The organism is Streptodolium elevatio (assembly GCF_053592165.1).
The window spans coordinates 66,688-88,843 of sequence record NZ_JBSFVE010000013.1 but is presented as its reverse complement, the minus strand read 5'-3'; the positions used below and the strand labels follow the sequence as shown (position 1 = coordinate 88,843).

Genomic DNA, 22,156 nt, shown 5'->3' with positions numbered 1-22,156 from the left:
CCTGGTGTGGCCTGTGCCACCGTCGCGGCCCGGGAGGAATTCCTCCCGGGCCGCGCTCGTTGCGTCTGCTTGGCGCCGGCCGGCGTCGCGTTACGACGCACACCGCGGTGCACCGCGCTTCCCGGTACACCGCCCTTGGTCCGGCACCACGACACGTACCGGGGCGGCCCGCGCCTGACCGCTCCCGCTCTATCCGTTCCGCTCCCAGGAGTCCGCCCGTATGGCATCACCCGGCCGATCGCGTCTGCCCGACCTCAACCAGAAGTTCGTCGTCGGCGCGGTCTTCGTGGCCGCGATGTTCGTGAACATCCTCGACATCACGATCACCAACGTCGCGCTCCCGGCCATCGGCAAGGACTTCGGGGTCGGTCCCTCGGAGCTCGGCACGGTGGCGGTCGGCTATCTGGTCAGCCTCGCGGTGTTCATCCCCGCGTCCGGGTGGCTCGGCGACCGGTTCGGCAGCAAGCGGGTGTTCCTCTTCGCGCTGGCGGTGTTCACCGGCGCGTCCGCCTTGTGCGGCCTCGCGCAGACGCTCGACCAACTCGTGCTCTTCCGCATCCTCCAGGGTGTCGGCGGCGGCCTGCTGACCCCGGTCGGCATGGCGATGATGTTCCGCGCCTTCCCGCCCGAGGAGCGCGTGCGCGCGTCCCGCGTCCTGATGGTCCCGACCGCGATCGCCCCCGCGCTCGGCCCGGTGCTCGGCGGCCTGCTCGTCGACAAGGCGTCGTGGCACTGGGTCTTCTACATCAACCTGCCGGTCGGCGCGGTGGCCCTGGTGTTCGGCGCGCTGTTCCTCAAGGAGCACCGCGAGCCGGGCGTCGGCCGCTTCGACCTGCCGGGCTTCCTCCTCGCCGGCGTCGGCTTCGCGCTGCTGATGTACTCGCTCAGCGAGGGCCCGGGCAAGGGCTGGGGGTCCCCGCTCATCATCGGCACCGGCATAGCCGGGCCGGTGCTGCTCGTCTCGATGGTCTGGTACGAGCTCCGCGCCGCCGAACCCATTCTCAAGCTCCGCCTGTTCGGCGACCGCCTGTTCGCCAGCACCAACACCGTGTCGCTGCTCGGCTCCGCGGGCTTCCTCGGCCTTCTGTACGTCTACCCGCTGATGTGCCAGCAGGCGTTCGGCTGGAGTGCGCTCAAGACCGGTCTGCTGACCTTCCCCGAGGCGTTCGGCGTGATGATCACCTCGCAGGTCGTCTCCCGCATCTACCCGAAGGTCGGACCGCGCCGCCTGATGGCCGTCGGCCTGGCGGGCATAGCCGCGGCGGCCGCCATGCTCAGCCGGACCGACCAGAACACCCCTCCCGCGGTGTTCGTCGGCATCCTCTTCTTCACCGGCGTCGCGCTGGCGTTCAACATGATCCCGATGCAGGCCGCCGCTTTCGCCAAGACCAAGCCCTCCGACAGCGCCGCGGCGTCGACGCTGTTCAGCACGCAGCGCCAGCTCGGCTCGGCACTGGGCGTCGCCCTGCTGAGCACGGTGATCGCGGGGGTGGGCGCGTTCACCACCACCTCGGCGGGCCTGGCCGCTCCGAATCTGGACGCATACCGCGCCGCGTTCTGGACGGCGGCCGGCATCGCGCTCGTCGGCGCCCTCGTGGCACTGACCGTGCGCGACGAGGATGCCGCGGCGACGATGCGCAAGGCCGAGCCGGTCGAGGAGGCCCGCCCGGCGGCGGAGCCGGACGCGGTCAGCGCGTAGCGCGTTCGGGTGCGTAGCGCGTTCGGGTGCGTAGCGCGTTCGGGTGCGTAGCGGTCGGGCGTAGCCGTCGGGCGTAGCGGTCGGCGCGTCAGCCCGACGCGGGAGACTGTGCGCGTGACCACCAAGCAGACGATTCGCGCGCTGCGCCTCGCGCGGGCCCGCGCGCAGGCGCTGGCCGGCGGTGTCCGGGAGCACACCGCCGCGGGCGTGGTGCGGCGGGTCTTCGCGATCCAGGCGCAGGACGCGGTCGCCGCCGACCTCGGCGTCCGGGTGCGCGCCGACGACGTCTCGGCGGCCGAGGTGCGGGCCGCGTACGAGGACGAACGCTCGATCGCCACCGGATGGTTCATGCGCGGCACGCTGCACACCGTGCCCGCGGAGGACCTGCGCTGGCTGCTCGGCGTGTTCGGGGCACGGAACGAGGCGGCGAACGCCCGCCGGTACCGTGAACTGGACCTCGACGAGGCACTTCGCGAACGCGCCGCGCGCGTGATCCGCGAGGCGGTCGCGACGCACGGGCCGCTCACCCGCGGCGAGTTGGCCGAACGCCTGGCGGCCATCGGGGTCCCGCCTTCCGGGCAGGCGCCGTTCCATTTGATCAGGCACGCCGCGCTGGTCGGTGTGGTCTGCCACGGTCCCCGGCGGGCGGGCGAGGGCACCTTCGTGCTGCTCGACGACTGGATCCCGGCCCACGGGCGCGGGCCGCAGGGCGACGCGGCGGCGGCCGAGCTCGCGCTGCGGTACGCCCGGGCGCACGGCCCCGCCGACGCCGAGGACTTCGCGCACTGGTCCGGCCTGCCTCTGTCGCTCGCCCGGCGGGCCTGGGCGGCCGGACCGGCGAAGACGCGTCGCCCGGAGGACGCGGCCCCTGACGAAGGGGAGGCCGGGGATCACGTCGACGGTCGGGGCGCGGTCGGAGGCGGTGACGCGGTCGGGCCCGACGTCCGGCTGCTTCCCGCGTACGACGACTACCTCCTCGCCTACCGCGACCGCCGCCTCGTGGTGCCACCCGCCCATGAGAGAGATGTGTGGCCCGGCGGCGGGGTCATCCGGCCCGTGGTGCTGGCCGACGGCGTCGCCGTGGGGACGTGGGGACGCAAGGGGCGCGAGGTTCGGACTGCGGCGTTCGACTCCTGGGGCCCTTCACTCGCCTCGGTGATCGAGAAGGAATCCTTGGCGGTTTCCGAGTTCCTGAGCGGTGGAGCATAACCGCAGGTCAAACCCATGTTCGCCAGTCCGGTCGGGCACCCCGTCCGGGCGTTCCGGCGTCCTCCGAAGAGGCTATTCACCGCGTCTATACACTCGGTGTATATCCCGCGTGTATAGTCGTCGACATGATTAGCCACACCCTCCTCGGGCTGCTGGAGTCCGGCCCACGCCACGGGTACGACCTGAAGCGCGCGTTCGACGACCGCTTCGGGCAGGGCAAGCCGCTCGCCTACGGGCAGGTGTACGCGACGCTGTCGCGACTGCTGAAGAACGGCTTCGTCGAAGTCGACGGCATAGAGCACGGCGAGGGCCCGGAGCGGAAGCGCTACGCGATCACCGCCGAGGGGCTGACCGACGTCGAGCAGTGGCTCGCGCGGCCGGAGAAGCCCGAGCCCTATCTGCAGAGCACGCTCTACACGAAGGTCGTCATCGCCCTGATGACCGGGCGCAGCGCGGGCGACCTGCTCGACACGCAGCGCGCCGAGCACCTGCGGCTGATGCGCGAGCTGACCGAGCGCAAAAAGGGCGGCGACCTCGCCGACCAGCTGATCTGCGATCACGCGCTGTTCCACCTGGAGGCGGACCTGCGCTGGCTGGAACTGACCGAGGCGCGCCTCGACCGGCTGAAGGCGGAGGTGGCCCTGTGAACCCGATGAAGCGGAAGAAGTCGTCCGGTGCCGGCGGCACCGGCCCGGCCGGGGGCCTCGGGGCGGTCGGCGCGGGCCGGCCGACCGCCGTCACCACCGCACCACAGGCCCGCACCGGCGACGAATCCGGCTCGCTGCTCACCGCTCGCGGACTGCGCAAGACGTACGGTCCGACGCCCGCCCTCGAGAACGCCTCGTTCGACATAGCGGCGGGGGAGATCGTGGCGGTGATGGGCCCGTCCGGGTCCGGCAAGTCGACACTGCTGCACTGCCTCGCCGGAATCGTGGCGCCCGACGCGGGCGAACTGCGGTACCAAGGGCGCGACGTGGCCGCGATGTCCGACCGTGAGCGCAGTGCGCTGCGCCGCCGCGACTTCGGCTTCGTGTTCCAGTTCGGCCAGTTGGTGCCCGAGCTCACCTGTGCCGAGAACGCCGCGCTGCCGCTGCGCCTGAACGGCGTACGCCGCCGTGAGGCGGCCCGGCGCGCGGCCGAGTGGCTGGCCCGGCTGGAGGTCGACGACGTGTCCGGCAAGCTGCCCGGCGAGGTGTCCGGCGGCCAGGGGCAGCGGGTCGCGATCGCCCGCGCGCTCGCGGCCGGGCCGCGCGTGGTGTTCGCCGACGAACCGACGGGCGCACTGGACTCGTTCAACAGCGAGCGGGTGATGAACCTGCTCACCGACTCCGCCCGGGATTCCGGCGCCGCGGTGGTGCTGGTGACGCACGACGCGCGGGTCGCGGCGTACTCGGACCGGGAGGTCGTGGTGCGCGACGGCCGCACCCGCAGCTTGGGGTGGGCGGCGTGAGCAGGGAGGCCGCAAGGCCCCGGCAGTGGCTCCACGACGTCGGCATGGGCGCCCGGTTCGCGGTCTCGGGCGGGCGCTCGGGCCTGCTGCGTACGGCACTCACCATGCTGGGCATCGCCCTGGGCACCGGACTGCTGCTGCTCGCGACGTCCGTGCCCAACATGCTGGACGCGCGCAACACGCGTGGCTCCGAGCGCATGGACCAGATCGTCGCGGAGGGCACTCCGGCCGGGCCGCAGACACTGCTGGTGGTCAAGGCGGACACCAAGTTCCGCGGCCAGGAGATCCGCGGCCGACTCCTTCAGGCGGAAGGCGACCGGCCCGTGGTGCCACCGGGGCTGGGCGAACTGCCGGGCGCCGGAACGATGCTGGTCTCGCCCGCCCTGGACGACCTGCTGCGGTCCTCCTCGGGCACGCTGCTCCGCGAGCGGCTGCCGTACCCGATCGCGGGACACATCGGCGACGCCGGTCTGACCGGGCCGGCCGAGCTGGCGTACTACGTCGGGAGCGCGTCGCTCACACCCGAACAGGCGGACCGGGTCGACGGGTTCGGCAGCGGGGAGACCCCCGAGCCGCTGGGCCCGCTCCTCACCCTGCTCGCGGTGACCGTATTCGTCGCGCTGCTGTCCCCCGTCATAGTGTTCGTCGCCGTCGCGTCCCGCTTTGGGTCGAGCACTCGGGACCGCCGCATGGCCGTGCTGCGACTCGTCGGCGCCGACCGACGCATGATGCGGCGCCTCGTCGCGGGTGAAGCGCTCGCGACCGCGGTGGGCGGCACCGTGGTCGGCCTCGCGTTCTTCCTCGTCGGACGGCAGTTCGTCCGCGGGATCGAACTGTGGGACGTCAGCGTGTTCCCCGGCGACATCAAGCCGCCGATCGGGCTCGGCGCGCTCGTCCTGGTCGCGGTCCCGGCGGTCTCGGTGGCCGCCGGGCTCCTGGCCCTGCGCGGCCTCACCGTCGAGCCTCTCGGTGTCGCGCGCCGCGCCGCGCCCGCGCCGAGGCACGCGTGGCTGCGCCTGCTCCCCGCCGGGCTCGGCCTGGCGCTGCTCTTGCCGCTGCTGCGCGACGCCCGCGCCGACACGGCCATGAACGTCTACCAACTCTCCGGCGGAATACTGCTGGTGCTCATCGGTGTGACGGCAATACTGCCGTGGGCGGTACGCACCCTCACCGCGCGACTCGGCGCGGGGCCGACCCCCTGGCTCCTCGGCATGCGCAGGCTGCACGCCGAGACCGCGGCATCGGTGCGCGTCGTGAACGGCATCGCGGTCGCGGTCGCTGGCGCGATCGCCGTACAGACGCTGCTCACCGGGCTTGAGTCGACGTTCACCACGCCGACCGGCCAGCGGGTCGACCTCGCGGACTCATATGTGAGCCTCTCGACGGGCGACGACAGCGCGGCCCGTCTCCGCGAACTCGCCACGACCCCCGGGGTCGCCTCGTTCGTGCCGTACGCCGAGAGCGCCGCCTCGAAGTCGGCCGACGCCGCCCCCACGGAGACCGTCGTGGTCGCCGACTGCCCGGCCCTGCGCGAGATCGCCGACATCACCGACTGCACGGCCGGCGACGTGTTCACCATGCCCCCCGCACCGGACAGCCGGCGCGCCCCGGTGCTCGGCGAGCCCCGGGTGGACGGCGTCGACCCGGAGTGGGGGCCGTCGTTCACGGAAGCGGGTGCTCTCGGCCCCGGGTCACGGGTGACACTCGACCTTCCCGGCGCCCCCGACCGGAAGATCGAGTGGACCGTGCCCACGACCGCCAAGCGGATCGAATCGGTCCGCGGTCAGATGCTCGCGAGCGGGGGCGGCCTCTACGCCACGCCGGAGGCGCTTGCCGGGAGCGGGTACCGGATCCTGGAGGCCCGTGCTTACGTGAAGGTCGACCTGACCGTCCCGGACGGCCTCGAACACCTGCGCACCGCGGTGATGCGGGCCGATCCGGGCGCCTACGTCTCCACGCTGGAGGCGAGCACCGAGGCACGCAAGTACACCAACATCAAGCGCGGCCTCTTCGTCGGCGCCACGGTCACGCTGATGCTGATCGCCGCGAGCATGCTCGTGTCCACCCTGGAGCAGTTGCGCGAACAGCGGCGTCCGCTGGCCGTGTTGGCCGCATTGGGAACGCCGCACCGCACTCTGGCCCTGTCCGTGCTGGCACAGACGATCGTGCCCTTGGCGGTGGGCCTGGTCCTCGCCGTCGCCGGCGGCATCGGGTTGGGCTCGCTGCTGCTGAGCCTGGCGGCGCGACCACCGCAAGTCGACTGGGCGTACGTCGGATCGGTCGCCGGCCTGGGAGGCACCGCCGTACTGGCGGTCGCACTCGTCGGGCTGCCCCCGCTGTGGCGGCTGGTACGGCCGGACAACCTCCGCACGGAGTGAGGGTGTAACGGGGCAACGCGGTAGCGGCCGCGGCAACTCCCGGCGTTCTTCCACAACTTCACACCCACCCACCGCACAACCCGGATCGCGTCGCAGGGCCGCACGCCCCTTCGTGCCGCCGTGCCGCCCCGTGCTGCCCCGTGCCGCCCGGTCCCCTGCCGGGCTCCGCGCCCTGATTCCCGTTCACCCGGTGATTCGGCGACCACACGACCCCCAGACCCCGAGACCCAACACCCCAACACCTCGCGATCCCGCGACCTCGCGATCCCGGATTCGGCAACCCCGCGATCTCGCGATTCCGCATCGGAGAAAGGACTGTTGTGAACGCGTACAACCCTGAGACGACAGGTGCCGCGAACGGCACCGACAGGTTCGCACTCACGCCCGACCCCGACCGAGGACGGCGCGACGCAAGCAGGCGGAGGCGGCGAATACCCGTCGCGATCCTGTGGGCGGGGAGCATCACGGTGTCGTGCGGCATCGGCACGGCCGTGGGAGCGACGGTGTTCGGCAGCGGCGACCGCGTCGTGGAGATCGCCGTCACGGCGTCGCCCGGACCGTCGGGCAGCAGCACGTCCGGGACCGGCACCGCCCGCCCTCCGGGGGCGGTACCGGCGCCGGCGACCACGATGACCGTGCGCTGCGACGACGGCGCCGAAGGCGGCGACATCCCGGAGCCGGATGCCACCAACCCCGACAAGCTGGCATCGGGGGCGCGCAGTGCGTACCGCACGGTCGAGGACAAGATGGCCGACGCGGGCATCGACCTCTCGCTGCGCTCGGGTGCGCGCTCGTACGACCACCAGAAGCTGCTGTGGGAGACCGAGGTGGCCTGCAAGGGCTCGGAGGCGGCGGCCCGCAAGCGCGTCCTGCCGCCCGACGAGTCCTCGCACGTGAAGGGCACCGCGATCGACATCGCCCCCAAGGCCGCGCAGACATGGCTGGAGAAGAACGGCGCTCAGTACGGGTGGTGCCGGACCTACGACAACGAGCCCTGGCACTTCGAGTACGCGGCAAGCCACAAGAAGGGCTGCCCGCCTCGCGCACCCCACCCCTGAGCCGCCCGCTCCCGCGCTTGTCGAGATCGCCTTGAAGACGCCGCCGACCCCTCCCTTCTGACCCCCCGCGCCCGATAACGTCGGGTTCCGCCGCCCGGCTGACCGGGCAGTACGCGGCCGCCGGACCACCCACGTTGGAGGGGCACCCATGGATCAAGCGCTGTCGTACGCCTCCGGGCCGACGGACTCGCCGCTGCTGACCGAGACCATCGGGGCGAACTTCGCGCGCACGGTCGCGGCCGGTCCGGACCGGGCGGCGCTGGTGGACCGGGCCGCGGGGACGGCGTACACGTACCGGGAGCTCGCCGAGGCGGTGGACGCCTTCGCCCTCGGGCTGCTGGCGCGCGGGATCCGGCCCGGCGACCGCGTGGGGATCTGGTCGCCGAACCGGGCCGAGTGGGTGCTCACGCAGTTCGCGACGGCGCGGATCGGGGCGGTGCTGGTGACCGTCAACCCGGCGTACCGCACACATGAACTGGAGTACGTGCTGCGGCAGTCCGGCATCCGCCTGCTGGTGTCGGCACCGGTGTTCAAGACCAGCGACTACCGCGCCATGGTGGGCGAAGTGCGGGACGCCTGCCCGGCGTTGGAGCAGGTGGTTTTCCTCGACGGCCCGGACTGGGACGGGGTCGTGGCGGCCGGGCGTGCGCTCGACCCGGCGCGGCTCGCGGAGGTCGCGGCGACGCTGCACCCGGACGACCCGATCAACATCCAGTACACCTCGGGCACCACCGGCTTCCCGAAGGGCGCGACGCTCACCCACCGGAACATCCTGAACAACGGCTGGTTCGTCGCCGAGTTGCAGGGCTGGACGCACGAGGACCGGGTCTGTCTGCCGGTGCCGTTTTATCACTGTTTCGGCATGGTAATGGGCAACCTCGGTGCGGTGACGCACGGTTCGTGCATGGTCGTCCCGGCGCCGGCCTTCGAGGCGGAGGCCACGTTGAAGGCGGTCGAGGCGGAACGCTGCACGGTGCTCTACGGCGTGCCGACGATGTTCATCGGGATGCTGGCCGATCCGGGGTTCGCGTCGTACGACCTGTCGACGCTGCGCACCGGGGTCATGGCCGGAGCGCCGTGCCCCGTCGAGGTCATGAAGCGGGTCATCGGCGACATGGGGATGACCGACGTGACCATCTGCTACGGCATGACGGAGACGTCGCCGGTGTCGACGCAGACGCGCGTGGACGACAGCCTGGAGCAGCGGGTGTCGACGGTCGGCGCGGTGCATCCGCACGTGGAGATCAAGGTCGTCGCACCGGACACCGGCGAGGTGCTGCCGCGTGGTGAGGCGGGCGAGTTGTGTACGCGCGGGTACTCCGTGATGAAGGGGTACTGGGACGAGCCGGAGAAGACCGCCGAGGCGGTGGACCCGGACGGCTGGATGCACACCGGCGACTTGGCCGTGATGGACGCGGACGGGTACGTGGGCATCGTCGGCCGCATCAAGGACATGGTGATCCGCGGCGGCGAGAACATCTACCCGCGCGAGATCGAGGAGTTCCTGTACACGCACCCGGACATCGTGGACGCGCAGGTCGTCGGCGTGCCGGATGCGAAGTACGGGGAGGAGCTGATGGCGTGGGTGAAGGTACGCCCCGGCGCGGAGGCTCCCACGGCCGAGTCCGTACGCGCCTTCTGCGCGGGCAGGCTGGCGCACTACAAGATCCCGCGCTACGTGCACGCGGTCGAGGACTTCCCCATGACGGTCACCGGGAAGATCCGGAAGGTCGAGATGCGGGAGCGGTCGATCGAGCTGCTGGGCCTGTAGGACCGCGCGGGATTGTTCGCGCGGCTCCCGGTAACGTCCTGGCCATCGGTGCAAGGCGGGGTGCGGAACGGAGCGGACGCGAATGAGCACGAACGTGGTGTGGCACGACAGCGGCGTGGGGCGCATGGACCGCCCCTGGCGCGGGGCGACGGTGTGGTTCACCGGCCTGTCGGGCTCCGGCAAGTCGACGGTGTCGGTGATGGCCGAGCGGCTGCTCGTGGCGCGCGGGATAGCGGCGTACCGGTTGGACGGCGACAACCTGCGGCACGGCCTCAACGCCGACCTGGGCTTCGGCGCGGCGGACCGTACCGAGAACATCCGCCGGGTCGGCGAGGTGGCGCGGCTGTTCGCGGACGCGGGCGTGGTCGCGCTGGTCCCGGTCATCAGCCCGTACCGTGCGGACCGGGACCGGGCGCGCGAGTTGCACGAGCGCGACGGCGTACCGTTCCTGGAGGTCTTCGTCGACACCCCGATCGAGGTGTGCGAGAGCCGGGACCCCAAGGGCCTGTACGCGAAGGCGCGGACCGGCGAGATCAAGGACTTCACCGGCATCAACGCGCCCTACGAGGCCCCGCTGGAGCCCGAATTGCGGCTGACCCCCGACGACGGCACACCGGACGAGCAGGCCGCGCGACTGGTCGCCGAGCTGGAGCGGCTGCGCGGCTGACCCCACAGCGCGTAACGGCTACGCAAAAGCTGTGCAAAGGAGCGCGTGCGACGGCCGCGCAAAGGAGCCCCCGGGACCATGTCCCGGGAGCTCCTTTTGTCCGAAGCTTTGCCTGCGCGGCGAACGTCAGGCGTTCGCGGGCTCCTTGGCCGCCGCGCCGGGGTCGCCGTCCGGGACGGCGCCGTCGTGGCCGAGGCCGCCGGTGGCCTTGTTGCGGCCGTGCTTCATGACGATCGCGATGGCGAGGCCGATGAGGCCGGCGACGAGGGCGAGCCAGAAGCCCTGGACGTACCCGTCGGTCGTGTACACCTGGGGGATCTCGTTGGTCGTGATCTGCCCCGTGGCCGGGTTCGGCACCGAGACCTCGAACGCGTTCCGGGTGAAGATCGGCGACAGCAGTGCGACGCCGACCGAGGCGCCGAACGACTGCGCGACGACGAGCATGCTGGACGCGATGCCCTGCTGCTCCTGCGGGACCGCCTCGATCATGAGGTTCGGCGCCGCCGAGTAGTACATGCCGAAGCCGAGGCCGTAGACGACACCGCAGATCAGCATGACCTGCCAGTTGTTGTGCAGGAAGACGTACATCAGCATGCCGGCCGACAGCAGCGACATGCCCGCGATCATCGGCTGGCGCAGGCCGCGACGCTGGCCCCAGGCGCCGGCGACCGGGCCCGAGATCATGCTGCCGATGGACTGCCAGATGGCCAGGTGCAGGGCCATGGCGAGCATCGAGAAGCCGAGCGCGTAGTTCAGGTCGTCGTTGAAGCTGATGCCCTGGCGCATGTTGTCCAGGAGCCCGGCGATCATGCCGTCCGGGGTGCCGGCGGCGCGGGCACCGGCCTCGGTCTGGGCGAGCGTGCCGGCGGTGATCTGGCCCTTGAGCTCGTCCGCCTCCGGCGTCTGCGCCATGTAGCTGGTCAGGTAGTTCTGCATGCCGATGATCATGTTCGCCACGAAGGCGATGGCGATGACGGCGGCGACCTTGGGCGCGGTCAGCAGCTTCATGTCGATGAGCGGCTGGTCCTGGCGCTTCTCCCACACGACCCACAGGCCGATGACGATCAGGCCGCCGACCGCGTAACCCCACGCGGTGGGCTCGCTCCAGCCCCAGTTCTCGCCCTGGCTGATGTACAGCAGGATCATCGCGAGGCCGAGGCCGAGGACGATCGCGCCGAACCAGTCGAGCTTCTGGTGCACGCGCAGCTTCGTCTCGGGCACGAATATGACCAGCAGCGGTATGGCCACCAGCATGAAGATCGCCAGGAACCAGAACAGCGAGCGCCACGAGTAGTGGTCGGTCAGCACGCCGCCGAGGACCGGGGCGAGGGCGGCGGACAGGCCGAGGCCGGTGGCCGAGACGCCGATGGCGACCGGGATGAACTTACGCGGCATCAGGTCGCGGATGAGGCCGTACACGATGGCCGTCATACCGAAGGCGACCGCCTGCAGGGCGCGGCCGGCCAGGAACAGCGTCCAGTTGTCGGTCGTGGCACACAGCAGCGTCCCGGCCAGGAAGGCGACGCTGCACGCGAGCAGCATGCGCTTCTTGCCGTACAGGTCGGAGAGCTTGCCGATCAGCGGGCTGACCGCACCGCCGGTCAGGCCGAGGATGACGATCATCCACGAGATGTTCTCGCCCTGGTCGGGGAACGAAGGGGCGATCTTGGGGACCGCCGCCGAGATCATCGCGTACTGGAGCGGGACGACCTCGGAGAAGAGGACGATGATCGCGAGGATGCCGAAGATCTTCCCCTTGGAAGCACCGTCGAGGCGTCCTGTGTCGTCCGAGACCTGTGGTGGAGGTCCAGCGTTCGGTGTTGCGGTCTCAGACATGAGGGCCTGTCCGTTCTGTGCTGTGCGTGAAGCTGTGCATGGAGCTATCTGCGAGCGAGCCGGGCGTGCACGTGACACGTGTCACCACGAGGGCGCACGTGTCCGCTTTTGACAAAACAAGGTGGACGGACGGCGGTTCAGCGCTCTACCGGAGCTGCCAACCGAATCCCTGTTCGGGAATCCGATCCGACTGGTTGACAGTGTTTAGCATGTCGTCACGGTCCTGTGAAGACACATCTACGCGCAGAGTGGTGTTGTGTCACATCTGAGATCGCGGTCATAACTGACACACCGTCAGGTGAACAGCATCACTCCTGCCGGGCAAAAGTCAAGGTCTGGACGTGACACCCGCCATAGGGGCACAATCCAGGGCGGTCGTGTCCGTGCAACGGCCCGCAGGCGGAGGGGGACGCGTGGTGGACGGCGTTGACGGCGGGGCGGACGGCGACCCCGAGACCTCCCCGGATCCCGCCCCGTACGACCTGGCCGACAAGGTCGCGGTCGTCACCGGCGGCGCCTCCGGCATCGGCTACGCAACCTGCCGCGCACTCATCGACGCCGGCGCCCAGGTGGTCGTCGCCGACATCGACACCGAGGCCGGACACCGCGCCGCGGACTCCCTCGGGGCCTGGTACGCCGAACTCGACGTCACCTCTCCCGCCGACTGGACGCGTCTCGTCGAGAACGTCACCAAGGTCTTCGGCGGCATCGACATCGGGTTCCTGAACGCCGGTGTGGACACCGGCGGCGCCGGTATCGGCTCGCTCTCGGACGCCCAGTACCGCCGCATCATGGCGATCAACGTCGACGGCGTCGTCTTCGGCGCCCGGGCGCTTCTCCCCGCCCTCGAGGCACGCGGCGGGGGCCGCCTGGTCGCCACGTCCTCCCTCGCGGGCCTGGTCGCGTTCCCGCGCGATCCCGTCTACACCGCGACCAAGCACGCCGTGATCGGGCTGGTCCGGGCCCTGGCGCCCGACCTGGCCGAGCGGGGCGTCACCATCAACGCGGTGTGCCCGGGACTCACGGACACGCCGCTGCTCGGCGGCGCCAAGGCCTACCTCGAGGACCAGGGCATGCCGCTGATCCGGGCCGAGGACATCGCCGCCGCGGTGCTGGGCTGCCTCACGTCCGCCGAGACCGGCCGGGCATGGGTCGTGCAGGCGGGCCGGGAGCCGCTGCCGTACAAGTTCCGCGGCGTGCCCGGCCCGGCCGGCGGGGTCAAGCCGCCCGCCGGCTTCCGCGACCCGGCGCTGTAGCTCCGAGGCGTACCGCACGCGGGATCGGTGCCGGCGACGCCCGCGTGCGTGCCCCGGGTCGCGCTGCGGGCCGAGTTCCCGGCCCTGCCGATCGTCGTCCTCAGCCAGTACATCGAGCCCGACGGCGCCGGGTGACCGCGCACGGCAACGGGCTTGTCGTGGACGGGCGTTGGTACGCCGCGACGCGCGGGGCGCGCAGGGGCGCTTTTCGGCAACGCCGTTCGGAGCGTGTCATGGCCCTTCACCCGATGGGGTGGTTTCCGGAAAAGCGCATGCCGGTTCCGGGCCTCGGGGGTTGACTGATTCGCTCACTGCCTTCCGGTCCATTCCCAAGGAGGGGACGCGGCATGAAAATCGGCGACCCGGTCATCGCCAATTCCGACATCGAGAGCTGGAGCAAGCCCTATGTGCCGCAGTACGCGGAGGGGGTGGTCACCAGCGTCGGGTTCCGGGGGGTCTCGGTCGCGTTCACGGTCCCGGGCGTGATGGGGGGCACGCGCCAGGTGACGGTCACGGTACGGCCGGACCAGGTCCTGCCGGTCTGACGCTCGCTATACCGAACACGTGCGGCGGTACCGGTGCGTCGTCCCCGAGCGACGACGCACCGGTCTCGGCGGCCTGCTGCGCGCGGCCGGTCGTGGGGTACGGTCCACGACCGGCCGCGGAGCGGCCCTACGCCGAGCCCTCGCCGCAGCACGGGCCCGCGTACTTGCCGCCGCCTTCCGGCGCCAGTGGCGTGATCTCGATGTTCTTCACGACGTTCATCCTGCTCAGCGCCGGTGCGCGCAACAACCGCAGTTATCGCAATGACCGTTAAGCCACGCTTCACGAACGGGGTCGGTCGGCCGCATAGCGGGAGTCGTACGGAAGGTCGGGCGAGGAGGTCGGGAAGACGTCGGGGCGACATCGGGAAGAGGCACGGAAAAGGGTCCCCGTGCACCGATGAGTCCGTGCCCGCGTTGCCGTCCTATCTCATGACACGGCAACCACCACGCACGAACCTTCGGAGGAACCGCCATGAGGAAGATCACCGCCGGCCTGTTCATTTCGCTCGACGGCGTCGTCGAGGCGCCGGACCAGTGGCACTTCCCGTACTTCAACGACGAGATGGGCGAGGCGGTGGGGTCGCTCATGGGGTCGGCCGACACCCTTCTGCTCGGCCGCGAGACGTACGACAGCTTCGCCGGGGCGTGGCCCGGGCGCGAGGCCGAGGGCGGCGACGACGCGGGCTTCGCCAAGTCGCTCGGCGACATGCGCAAGATCGTGGTGTCGAACCGTGCGCTCGAGTTGACGTGGCGCAATTCCGAGCAGCTCACCGGCGATCTCGTGGAGTCGGTCACGGCGCTGAAGAACGAGCCGGGCGGCGACATCTCGCTGAGCGGATCGGTGTCGGTGGTACGTCAGTTGCTCGCCGCCGGGCTGCTGGACGAACTGCACCTGCTGGTCCACCCGATCGCGGTCCGCAAGGGGCTGCGGCTGTTCGACGAGGCGGAGACCACGCTGCCGCTCGCGCTGAAGTCGTCGACCGCGTTCAGTACCGGCGTTGTGCACCTCGTGTACGGCCCGGCCGAGGCGCCCGCGGACGCCGGGTACGAAGAGGCCAAGGCGCACCTCGCGCAGGGCGAGTAGCGAACGGGCACCCCGCCTCCGCGGCGGCGGGGTAGCGGTGCGCGGGTGGTGGTGTGCTCGTCCGTCCGTCCGTCCGTCCGGTCCGGGCTCGGGCCGGACGGACGGACGCCACCTGCTCCGGGCTACTGCGACAGCTTGCGCCAGTCGGCCACCACCGACGCCCAACGCTCCACGTCCGCGGGCGAGTTCCAGGTGCTCACCGCCGAGTATGCGATGAGCCGGTCGGCCGCGCCGCGGTAGCGGTCGGCGAGGGCCGCGGCGAGTTCGTGCCACGGAGCCGAGACGGTCAGCGCGTCGAGCACCTCGTCGCTGATGGCCGCCGCCATGCCGGCGGTGTCCTTCGCCGCGAACAGCCGGTTCAGGGAGGGCTGGAGGTCGTCCCAGCCGTGCGTCTCGAACACCTTCGCGTAGCCGGGCGTGGACCCGTAGAACGCGAGGCGCATGCGGAGCTTGTCGCGCTGCGCGGCAATCTCCTCGTCGGTTTCGCCGGTCGCCGTCATGACCGGGACGACCACCGTGACGTCGGCGGCGGTACGCCCGGATCGGGTTGCTCCCGCGGCGAGTTCGGGGCGTACCACCTCGTCGAGGTAGCGGGTGCTGTGCAGCGGGTGCACGTGCAGGCCGTCGCCGATCTCGCCGATCATGCGGAGCATCCACGGGTTGACGCCGGCGAGATAGATCTCCGGGTCGGGGAGGTCCGTCGGGCCCGGCGACCACTCCGGCGTCATGAGGCTGAACCGGTAGAACTCGCCCTGGTAGCGCAGGCGTTCCTCGCCGCGGAAGGCCCGCCAGATGGCACGTACCGACTCGACGTACTCGCGCAGGCGGGGGCCGGGGCGGTCGAACTCGGCGGAGTAGCGGCGTTCGACGTGCGCGCGGACCTGCGTGCCGAGGCCGAGGACGAAGCGCCCGCCGGTCGCCTCCTGGAGCTCTCGGGCGGCAGCCGCGGCGACCATCGGGCTTCGCGCGAATGCGACCGCGATGCCGGTGCCGACGGTGAGCGAGGAGGTGGCGAGCGCGGCGGCGGTCGCGGCACCGAAGGCGGTACGGCCGCCCTCGGTCAGCCACAGGCCGTCGAAGCCGGCGCGCTCCGCGTCGGCGGCGGTCGCGCCCGTCTCGCGCAGGCCCTTGCCCGCGGCCATGACGTCGAGCGGGGGAAGTTTCGACACGTTCGGCTCCTGGTTCACTTGCGTCCGTCCCGTTCCGTCTCCAGCACACGGTCCCACTGCTCGGAGACCCGCGACGTCCAGTCCGGCGTCCGGCGCTCCATCCACGCGCGCGGCCCCTCCTTGGCGTCCGGGGTGCCCATCAACAGGCGGTGGTACGCCGTCTCCAACTCCTCGACCCGGTCCCCCGTCCCCGCCTCGTCGAGCCACAGCAGCCGCTTGCTCAGCGCGGACGACAGCGGGTTCACGTTCGCCGCGATGTCGCGCGCGGTCTCCAGCGCCGCGGGCAGCACCTCGTCCGCGGGCAGCGCCCGCGACGCGACGCCGAGGGCGACTGCCTCCGTCCCGAGGAACGTGCGGCCGGTGAGCAGGATGTCGGCGGCCACCGCCTGCGAGGTGGCCCGGGCCAGCGTCCAGTGCGAGCGCGCGTCCGGCACCATGCCGCGCCGCACCTGCGGCACGGCCAGTTTGGCGTCCGTCGCGACGTACCGGATGTCGCACTCCAGGGCGATCGTCAGGCCGATGCCGATCGCGTGCCCGTTGACCGCGGCGATGACCGCCTTGCGCACCCGGAAGGCCGGCGGCGAAACCGGCGAGGCGGTGAACTCCCCCGGCGACCTGGGCGCGTCGAAGCTGCCGGACGACGGCGCGATGTCCGCCCCCGCGCAGAACGCGCGGCCCGCGCCGGTCAGCACCACCGCGCGCACGCTGTCGTCGGCGTCGCATCGGGCATAGGCTTCCCCGAGTGCGACGCCCATGCCGCCCGAGAACACGTTCAACCGGTCCGGCCGGTCGAGGGTGATCACGGCGACGCCGTCGGCGATGTCGAGCCGGACCGGCGGCCCGTCCACGGAATTGTTCGCTGTTGTGCCCACCCGGCGACGCTAGGCAGCACTCTTGACCGTGTCAAGCGACGGTTATACGTTGACCGGGCTCCCGCACCACCTCGGAGGAGATGCCCACATGACCAGCCCGTTCAGCTACGCAGGCAAGCGCGTCGTCGTCACCGGCGGCTACTCGGGCGTCGGCGCCGCCCTGGTCGAGCTGCTGACCGACCTGGGCGCGGAGCACATCACGGTCCTGGACGTGAAGGAGCCGACGGGTTCGGCCCACACGTTCCTGCGAACCGACCTGAACGACCCCGCGTCCGTGGACGCCGCCATCGCCGCGATCACCGCCGCCGGGCCGCTGGACGTCCTGTTCAACAACGCGGGGGTGGCCGGCACGCTGCCCGCCCCCGTCGTCTTCGGCGTGAACTACCTGGGCCTGCGCCGACTGACCGAGGCGCTGGTGGACAACGGCACGATCCGTACGGGCGGCGCGATCGTCAACACCGCCTCCATCGCGGGCTTCGGCTGGGCGCCGCACCTGGAGGACATCAAGGCCCTCATCGCGATCGACGGCTGGGACGAGGCCCAGGCGGAGCTGGCGACGCGCGAGGTCGAGGCGTACTCCTACTCCAAGGAGATCGTGCAGGTCTACACGATGCACTACGCAAAGACCGCTGCCGCCAAGGGACTTCGCGTCAACAGCATCTGCCCGTCGCCGATCGACACGCCGCTGCTGCCGGACTTCCGCAAGACGATGTCCGACAAGGTGATCGACTGGAACGTGTCGCAGGGCAACGGCCGCCTCGCCACCGGCCTGGACGTGGCGCTGGGCCTCGCGTTCCTGGGAGCGGACGCGTCCGTCTTCGTCAACGGCGTGAACCTCAACCTGGACGGCGGCTTCAACGCCAGTCTCACGGTCGGCAACGTCGACTTCTCCGGCCTGGCGTAGCCCCGACACAGCGCCTGGCGCCGGCGTGGCACATGCCCGCCGAATTCCGGCAACCGACGGCCCCCGGCCGCCCGTTCGCGATCAGAGACCCGGTTCCGGGCGCCTGATCCAGGGCACCGGGGGCCGCTGCAGGAACCAGTCCGCGGGCGTCATCGCGCGGGACGCGCCGACCTCCTCGGGCTGCGAGTCGTGCCGGATGCGCTCCGCCGGGAGCCCGCCGAGGCCGCTGAGCCTCGAGCGCGCGGCCCCGACCATCCCGGCCGGCCCGGCAAGGTACGCCTCCGTCTCCGGCCCCGGGCAGTGCCGACGCAACGCGACCGGAAGTTCGTCGCCGGGACGGTCCCGCGCCGGCAGGATCGCCCACGCTTCAAGGCGCGGGCAGCGGCGCAGCAACTGCTCGACGGCCGCCGCGTCGTAGACGTCGTCGCTGCCGCGCGCCGCGAGCAGTAGTGTGGCGTGCCGGTCGGGGCAGCGCAGCGCGTAGCCCTCGACGAGCGCCTTGACCGCTCCCCAGCCGGTCCCGCCATACGTTGCGCACTTCGGCCTCGTGCAGCGTCAGGCTCAGGTACTGCCCGGCCCGGAAGGGGTAGTCCGGCTCGACCTGGAGCGTGAACGTCGCGACGGTCGGCGCGGGCCGTTCGCGCCGCGGCACCTTGGCGTCCCACACCGCGGGCTCCCCCGCCGCCTCCGCCTGCCGTGCCGCCTCGACCATCACCCCCGCGATGACGTCGTACGCCGCCTTCCACGCGGCCTCGACCTCGGCACTCCACGCATCGCCGGAGAAGAACCGGATCGTCGCCACGAGGCCCTGCCCGACCGCCGGGTAGTGCGCGGCCACCGCACCGAACCGCCGATGGTCCGCCCCGAGGCCGCGCAGGAACGGCACCAGCACGTCGGCGTCGTCCACGTGTGCGACCGCGGCGGTCAGGGCGCCGAAGAGCCGGTCGCGCTGGTCGGCCATGTCGTCCGGGAACAGGCTTCGTACGCCCGGGTGTTCGCGGAAGAGACGAGCGTAGAAGTACTTCGCCATCCGGTCCGCGCAGCGTTCGACGATGGCGAAACTGCGGCGCAGGACTCAGGGGTCGAGGGTCACATCCCGCGATGCTACGGGCAACTGCCCGTTGCCGCATGAACGTTCGGTTGTCCGTTCGGCAAAATACCCGGATGGCCTTGGCTCGGCCGGGCCACCGGTGGCTGCGGCGGCTGCGGGCCGGATCCCCGCCCGGGAACCCCGGGCCTCAGGCCGTCTCGTCCTCCACGGTCGCGTGCAGCTCGGTCGCCGCCATGTCCTCGACGAAGCGGTTCAGGAGCACCGCGAACGCCGCACGGTCCTCCTCGCTCCACTTCGACAGCATCTCGTTCAGATGCTGGTCCATCACCGATGTGAGGCGGCGCCGGACCGCGTCCCCGCGGGGCGTCAGCGACACGAGGCTGACCCGGCCGTCGTCGGGGCTCGGCGAGCGCTTGACGTAGCCCTCGCGCTCGAGTTGGCCGACCTGCCGGGCGGTGGCGCCCGGGTCCATGTTGGTCAGCCGGGCGAGCTCGCCCATCGGAAGCGGACCGGCCTTCTTGACGCGGCGCAGCAGCACATACGCGGGCTGCGAAATGGTGGCCCCGGCGACCGCTGCCTGGCGCGCGTAGACTCGGCGGCTGGCATTGCGGCGGAAGAGGGCTTCCAGTGCCCGCTGGATCGCGTCGACATTGTCGGTGGAGTTCACGATGCCATCGTACCAGTACTTGACTTCGTCAATTTAATAAACCGATTTCCGGAACGTTACACCGGACCGGGTTATCGCCGTACGCAATCCCCGGCGGCCGTCTCGGTCTCGACGGAGGAAACGAGACCGAGACGGCCTGTCGGTCACGGTACGCCGCACGGGTCATTCCGTCCGGCACACCGAAAATTCGGGGCCCCTGCGAACCATCTCCGAACTATGGCAGCGCCCGACCGTTCAGACAATGGCAACCGGGTTGATGGGGCTCCCCGTTGCCCCGGTCACCGGGAGCGGTGTCACGGTCAGCAGACACGACCACGTGCCGGCCTCGGCCATCCCGGCGGCGAGGTCGCTCAGCCACAGGTGCTCCATGAGCGGTACGCCGGACTCCACGAGCAACGCGATGTGCACCGCGAGGAACGTCTCGGCGTCGAACGGGATGACCTCGATCGCGCTGTTGTCCGAGCCGACCGCGCTGATGTCGTGGTCGCGGATGTAGGAGACGGCGTCGAGCCCGAGTCCCGCCTGCGCGAACGACACCTCGCGCCCGGCGGAGGTCTCGGTACGCCAGTTGTCCAGGTGGCCGGTGCGCACCAGCAGCGCGTCGCCCGGGCGTACCTCGACCCCCTGCGCCTCGGCGCACCCCTCCAGGTCGGCGCGGGTGATGGTGGCCCCCGGCTCCAGGAAGTCCACACCCTGGTGCCGCGGCAGGTCGAGCAGCACCGCGCGCGTGGCGAACGCACCCAGCTTCTCGATGCCGCAACGCTCGGCACCCGTGTGGGTGCGGAACGTCGACGCGTCGAACCCGTTGTAGAACTTGCCCCGGTGCTGCACGTGGCACAGCGCGTCCATGTGCGTGATGCTGTGCGACGCGATGACCAGGACGTCCTCGTTCGCCCCGACCTCCTTGCCGCCGGGGAAGTCGTCGAACATGTTGTCGGTCTGGCTGGTCAGGGTCAGCCGCTGGGGCGCGCCCCGGTAGTCGAAGATGGGCGCGCCCTCACGCTGGATGGGCAGGCCGAGCGCGTACGCCTGACCGGTCCGCACCTCGTGCGCCGCCGCGGCGACGCCCTTGGGCTCGATCAGGTTGAGCGTGCCGCGCTCGTCCTCGTCACCCCAGCGACCCCAGTTGCCGATGGCCGTGCCGGACTGCTGTTCCATCTGATCCTCCCCGAAGCTCGGTGGAACGCGTTCTCACCACTCGGACACGGCCGACCGGAACCCGGTCAGAAAGCGAGTACGCCGCGCGCGATGCGGCCGTTGTGCATGTCGTCGAGAACGTCGTTGAATGCGTCCGACGGATAGACCTTCGACACAAGCGCGTCGAGGTCGAACTTCCCCTGCCGGTAAAGCTCGACGATCGCCCGGATGTCCTCGTGCGGCCGAACACCGCCGGCCCGGGTGCCCAGGATTCCCCGGTCGCACTGGAGAAGGTTGGCGATGCGGATGTTCGCGGTGGCGGTCTGCGAGGGCTGGCCGACGGCGATCAACGTGCCGCCCCAGTCGAGGGCTTCGAGGGCGTTCTCCAGAACCGCCGGAACACCCGTGCACTCGAAGATCCAGTCGACGCCGCCCGCGCCGAACGTGCCGACCTTCTGGTCCTCGCTGTACGGGAACAGCGTGCGGATCTCGTCGGCGACGTCGACGCCCTTGCCGGCCTGCACGAAGTCGGTCGCGCCGAACTGCCGGGCCAGGTCGAACTTGCCGGGCACGGTGTCGATGCCGACGACCCGCCCGGCGCCCTTGAGGCGCAGCGCCTGCACCGCGGCCAGCCCGACGCCGCCCAGCCCGATGACCGCGGCGGTCTGACCGGGCAGCACGTTCGCGCGGTTGAGCACCGCGCCCGCGCCGGTCACCACGCCGCAGGGCACCAGGCACGCGGAGGTCAGCGGCACGTCCTTGGGGATCGTGACGCACTGGATCTCCTTGACGAGGGTCATCTCGGCGTACGTCGAGGCCCCCGCGAAGTTCCACACCGGCTCGCCGCCGATCGAGAACGGCGTGCTGCGATTGCCCAGCGTCTGGCGGCAGCGGTTGGGGTGGCCGGTCTGGCAGTAGCGGCACATGCCGCACGCGGCGATGGTGGTGATCACCACGTGGTCGCCCGGCACGACGGCGGTGACGCCCGCACCGACCTTCTCGACTATGCCCGCGCCCTCGTGGCCGAGCACCGCGGGGGCGGGCCACTCGATGACGCCCTCCAGGACGCTCACGTCGCTGTGGCACACACCGGTCGCGGCGATCCGTACGAGGACCTCGCCGGCCTCGGGGTCGCGCACCTCCACGTCGTCCCGAGTCTCGACACCCTTGTCCGTGTGCAGGATCGCGCGCATGTACTTCTCCTCCTAGCCGATCGGCCCCCGGAGATCCCCAGGCGACCGGCTCCGATTTAGCCACCGGCCCCTGCAAGGGTCAAGGGCGTCCGTCACCCGACATCGGGGAGTGGGCGCAGGTGGCGGGCGGGGTGGCCGCGAGGCGGGCACGGCCCGGAGATTGAGGCGACACTTCATGGCGCGCTCAGCGGATTCTCAGAAACCGGGCCG

The 22,156-nt window shown here is 71.2% G+C and carries 19 protein-coding genes; 12 read left to right on the top strand and 7 right to left on the bottom strand.

What is annotated here, in order from left to right:
- The first annotated feature begins 220 nt into the window (after positions 1 to 220).
- From ACWD12_RS23590 to cysC, 8 genes are all read left to right on the top strand, one after another.
- On the top strand, positions 221 to 1,699 hold the full coding sequence (locus ACWD12_RS23590) for an MDR family MFS transporter (protein WP_450101185.1): 1,479 nt from the start codon (positions 221 to 223) through the stop codon (positions 1,697 to 1,699).
- A 114-nt stretch (positions 1,700 to 1,813) separates the two neighbouring features.
- Complete coding sequence (locus tag ACWD12_RS23585; RefSeq protein ID WP_450101184.1) at positions 1,814 to 2,908, top strand: winged helix DNA-binding domain-containing protein; 1,095 nt, start codon at positions 1,814 to 1,816, stop codon at positions 2,906 to 2,908.
- Positions 2,909 to 3,033: 125 nt separating this feature from the next.
- Positions 3,034 to 3,555: a PadR family transcriptional regulator gene (locus tag ACWD12_RS23580; protein ID WP_358355291.1), complete on the top strand. Its 522-nt coding sequence runs from the start codon at positions 3,034 to 3,036 to the stop codon at positions 3,553 to 3,555.
- Entirely contained in the window at positions 3,552 to 4,358 is an 807-nt protein-coding gene (locus tag ACWD12_RS23575; protein ID WP_450101183.1) for an ABC transporter ATP-binding protein, read from the top strand. Before ACWD12_RS23580 ends, ACWD12_RS23575 begins: the two co-directional genes overlap by 4 nt.
- A complete protein-coding gene (locus tag ACWD12_RS23570; protein WP_450101182.1) occupies positions 4,355 to 6,736 on the top strand; it encodes an FtsX-like permease family protein in 2,382 nt (793 codons plus the stop codon). Before ACWD12_RS23575 ends, ACWD12_RS23570 begins: the two co-directional genes overlap by 4 nt.
- 320 nt (positions 6,737 to 7,056) lie before the next feature.
- Positions 7,057 to 7,794: a D-alanyl-D-alanine carboxypeptidase family protein gene (locus ACWD12_RS23565; protein ID WP_450101181.1), complete on the top strand. Its 738-nt coding sequence runs from the start codon at positions 7,057 to 7,059 to the stop codon at positions 7,792 to 7,794.
- A 148-nt stretch (positions 7,795 to 7,942) separates the two neighbouring features.
- Complete coding sequence (locus ACWD12_RS23560; RefSeq protein WP_450101180.1) at positions 7,943 to 9,565, top strand: AMP-binding protein; 1,623 nt, start codon at positions 7,943 to 7,945, stop codon at positions 9,563 to 9,565.
- 82 nt (positions 9,566 to 9,647) lie between these two features.
- On the top strand, positions 9,648 to 10,232 hold the full coding sequence (cysC, locus tag ACWD12_RS23555) for an adenylyl-sulfate kinase (protein ID WP_450101179.1): 585 nt from the start codon (positions 9,648 to 9,650) through the stop codon (positions 10,230 to 10,232).
- Between the two features lie 126 nt (positions 10,233 to 10,358).
- On the opposite strand, the gene ACWD12_RS23550 is transcribed toward cysC, so the two are convergent.
- Positions 10,359 to 12,068, bottom strand: a complete 1,710-nt coding sequence (locus ACWD12_RS23550; RefSeq protein ID WP_450101178.1) for an MFS transporter — start codon at positions 12,066 to 12,068, stop codon at positions 10,359 to 10,361.
- A gap of 413 nt (positions 12,069 to 12,481) precedes the next feature.
- On the opposite strand from ACWD12_RS23550, the gene ACWD12_RS23545 reads away from it, so the two are divergent.
- From ACWD12_RS23545 to ACWD12_RS23535, 3 genes are all read left to right on the top strand, one after another.
- Entirely contained in the window at positions 12,482 to 13,324 is an 843-nt protein-coding gene (locus ACWD12_RS23545; protein WP_450101177.1) for an SDR family NAD(P)-dependent oxidoreductase, read from the top strand.
- Between the two features lie 347 nt (positions 13,325 to 13,671).
- Positions 13,672 to 13,869, top strand: coding sequence for a hypothetical protein (locus tag ACWD12_RS23540; protein WP_358355275.1), 198 nt, complete (start codon positions 13,672 to 13,674; stop codon positions 13,867 to 13,869).
- Between the two features lie 472 nt (positions 13,870 to 14,341).
- Positions 14,342 to 14,953: a dihydrofolate reductase family protein gene (locus ACWD12_RS23535; RefSeq protein WP_358362303.1), complete on the top strand. Its 612-nt coding sequence runs from the start codon at positions 14,342 to 14,344 to the stop codon at positions 14,951 to 14,953.
- A gap of 122 nt (positions 14,954 to 15,075) precedes the next feature.
- Here the strand turns inward: ACWD12_RS23535 and ACWD12_RS23530 are convergent, their stop codons facing one another.
- Entirely contained in the window at positions 15,076 to 16,122 is a 1,047-nt protein-coding gene (locus tag ACWD12_RS23530) for a TIGR03617 family F420-dependent LLM class oxidoreductase (RefSeq protein WP_450101176.1), read from the bottom strand.
- Between the two features lie 14 nt (positions 16,123 to 16,136).
- Complete coding sequence (locus ACWD12_RS23525; RefSeq protein WP_450101175.1) at positions 16,137 to 16,994, bottom strand: enoyl-CoA hydratase/isomerase family protein; 858 nt, start codon at positions 16,992 to 16,994, stop codon at positions 16,137 to 16,139.
- 88 nt (positions 16,995 to 17,082) lie between these two features.
- On the opposite strand from ACWD12_RS23525, the gene ACWD12_RS23520 reads away from it, so the two are divergent.
- Complete coding sequence (locus ACWD12_RS23520; RefSeq protein WP_450101174.1) at positions 17,083 to 17,898, top strand: SDR family oxidoreductase; 816 nt, start codon at positions 17,083 to 17,085, stop codon at positions 17,896 to 17,898.
- Between the two features lie 367 nt (positions 17,899 to 18,265).
- Here ACWD12_RS23520 and ACWD12_RS23515 read toward each other — a convergent pair whose 3' ends face one another.
- The 4 genes from ACWD12_RS23515 to ACWD12_RS23500 form a co-directional block, all read right to left on the bottom strand.
- Positions 18,266 to 18,928, bottom strand: a complete 663-nt coding sequence (locus ACWD12_RS23515; protein ID WP_450101173.1) for a globin domain-containing protein — start codon at positions 18,926 to 18,928, stop codon at positions 18,266 to 18,268.
- Between the two features lie 208 nt (positions 18,929 to 19,136).
- On the bottom strand, positions 19,137 to 19,616 hold the full coding sequence (locus ACWD12_RS23510; RefSeq protein ID WP_358362311.1) for a MarR family winged helix-turn-helix transcriptional regulator: 480 nt from the start codon (positions 19,614 to 19,616) through the stop codon (positions 19,137 to 19,139).
- 234 nt (positions 19,617 to 19,850) lie between these two features.
- Positions 19,851 to 20,774 carry a cyclase family protein gene (locus tag ACWD12_RS23505; protein ID WP_450101172.1) on the bottom strand — a complete coding sequence of 308 codons (924 nt, stop codon included), beginning with the start codon at positions 20,772 to 20,774 and terminating at the stop codon, positions 19,851 to 19,853.
- A gap of 65 nt (positions 20,775 to 20,839) precedes the next feature.
- Positions 20,840 to 21,946: an alcohol dehydrogenase catalytic domain-containing protein gene (locus ACWD12_RS23500; RefSeq protein WP_450101171.1), complete on the bottom strand. Its 1,107-nt coding sequence runs from the start codon at positions 21,944 to 21,946 to the stop codon at positions 20,840 to 20,842.
- Between the last annotated feature and the right edge of the window lie 210 nt (positions 21,947 to 22,156).

Coding starts and splice junctions, on each gene's coding strand:
- ACWD12_RS23590 (WP_450101185.1), top strand. CDS start 221: ATGGCATCACCCGGCCGATCGCGTCTGCCCGACCTCAACCAGAAGTTC.
- ACWD12_RS23580 (WP_358355291.1), top strand. CDS start 3,034: ATGATTAGCCACACCCTCCTCGGGCTGCTGGAGTCCGGCCCACGCCAC.
- ACWD12_RS23560 (WP_450101180.1), top strand. CDS start 7,943: ATGGATCAAGCGCTGTCGTACGCCTCCGGGCCGACGGACTCGCCGCTG.
- cysC (WP_450101179.1), top strand. CDS start 9,648: ATGAGCACGAACGTGGTGTGGCACGACAGCGGCGTGGGGCGCATGGAC.
- ACWD12_RS23550 (WP_450101178.1), bottom strand. CDS start 12,068: ATGTCTGAGACCGCAACACCGAACGCTGGACCTCCACCACAGGTCTCG.
- ACWD12_RS23540 (WP_358355275.1), top strand. CDS start 13,672: ATGAAAATCGGCGACCCGGTCATCGCCAATTCCGACATCGAGAGCTGG.
- ACWD12_RS23535 (WP_358362303.1), top strand. CDS start 14,342: ATGAGGAAGATCACCGCCGGCCTGTTCATTTCGCTCGACGGCGTCGTC.
- ACWD12_RS23520 (WP_450101174.1), top strand. CDS start 17,083: ATGACCAGCCCGTTCAGCTACGCAGGCAAGCGCGTCGTCGTCACCGGC.
- ACWD12_RS23515 (WP_450101173.1), bottom strand. CDS start 18,928: ATGGCGAAGTACTTCTACGCTCGTCTCTTCCGCGAACACCCGGGCGTA.
- ACWD12_RS23505 (WP_450101172.1), bottom strand. CDS start 20,774: ATGGAACAGCAGTCCGGCACGGCCATCGGCAACTGGGGTCGCTGGGGT.
- ACWD12_RS23500 (WP_450101171.1), bottom strand. CDS start 21,946: ATGCGCGCGATCCTGCACACGGACAAGGGTGTCGAGACTCGGGACGAC.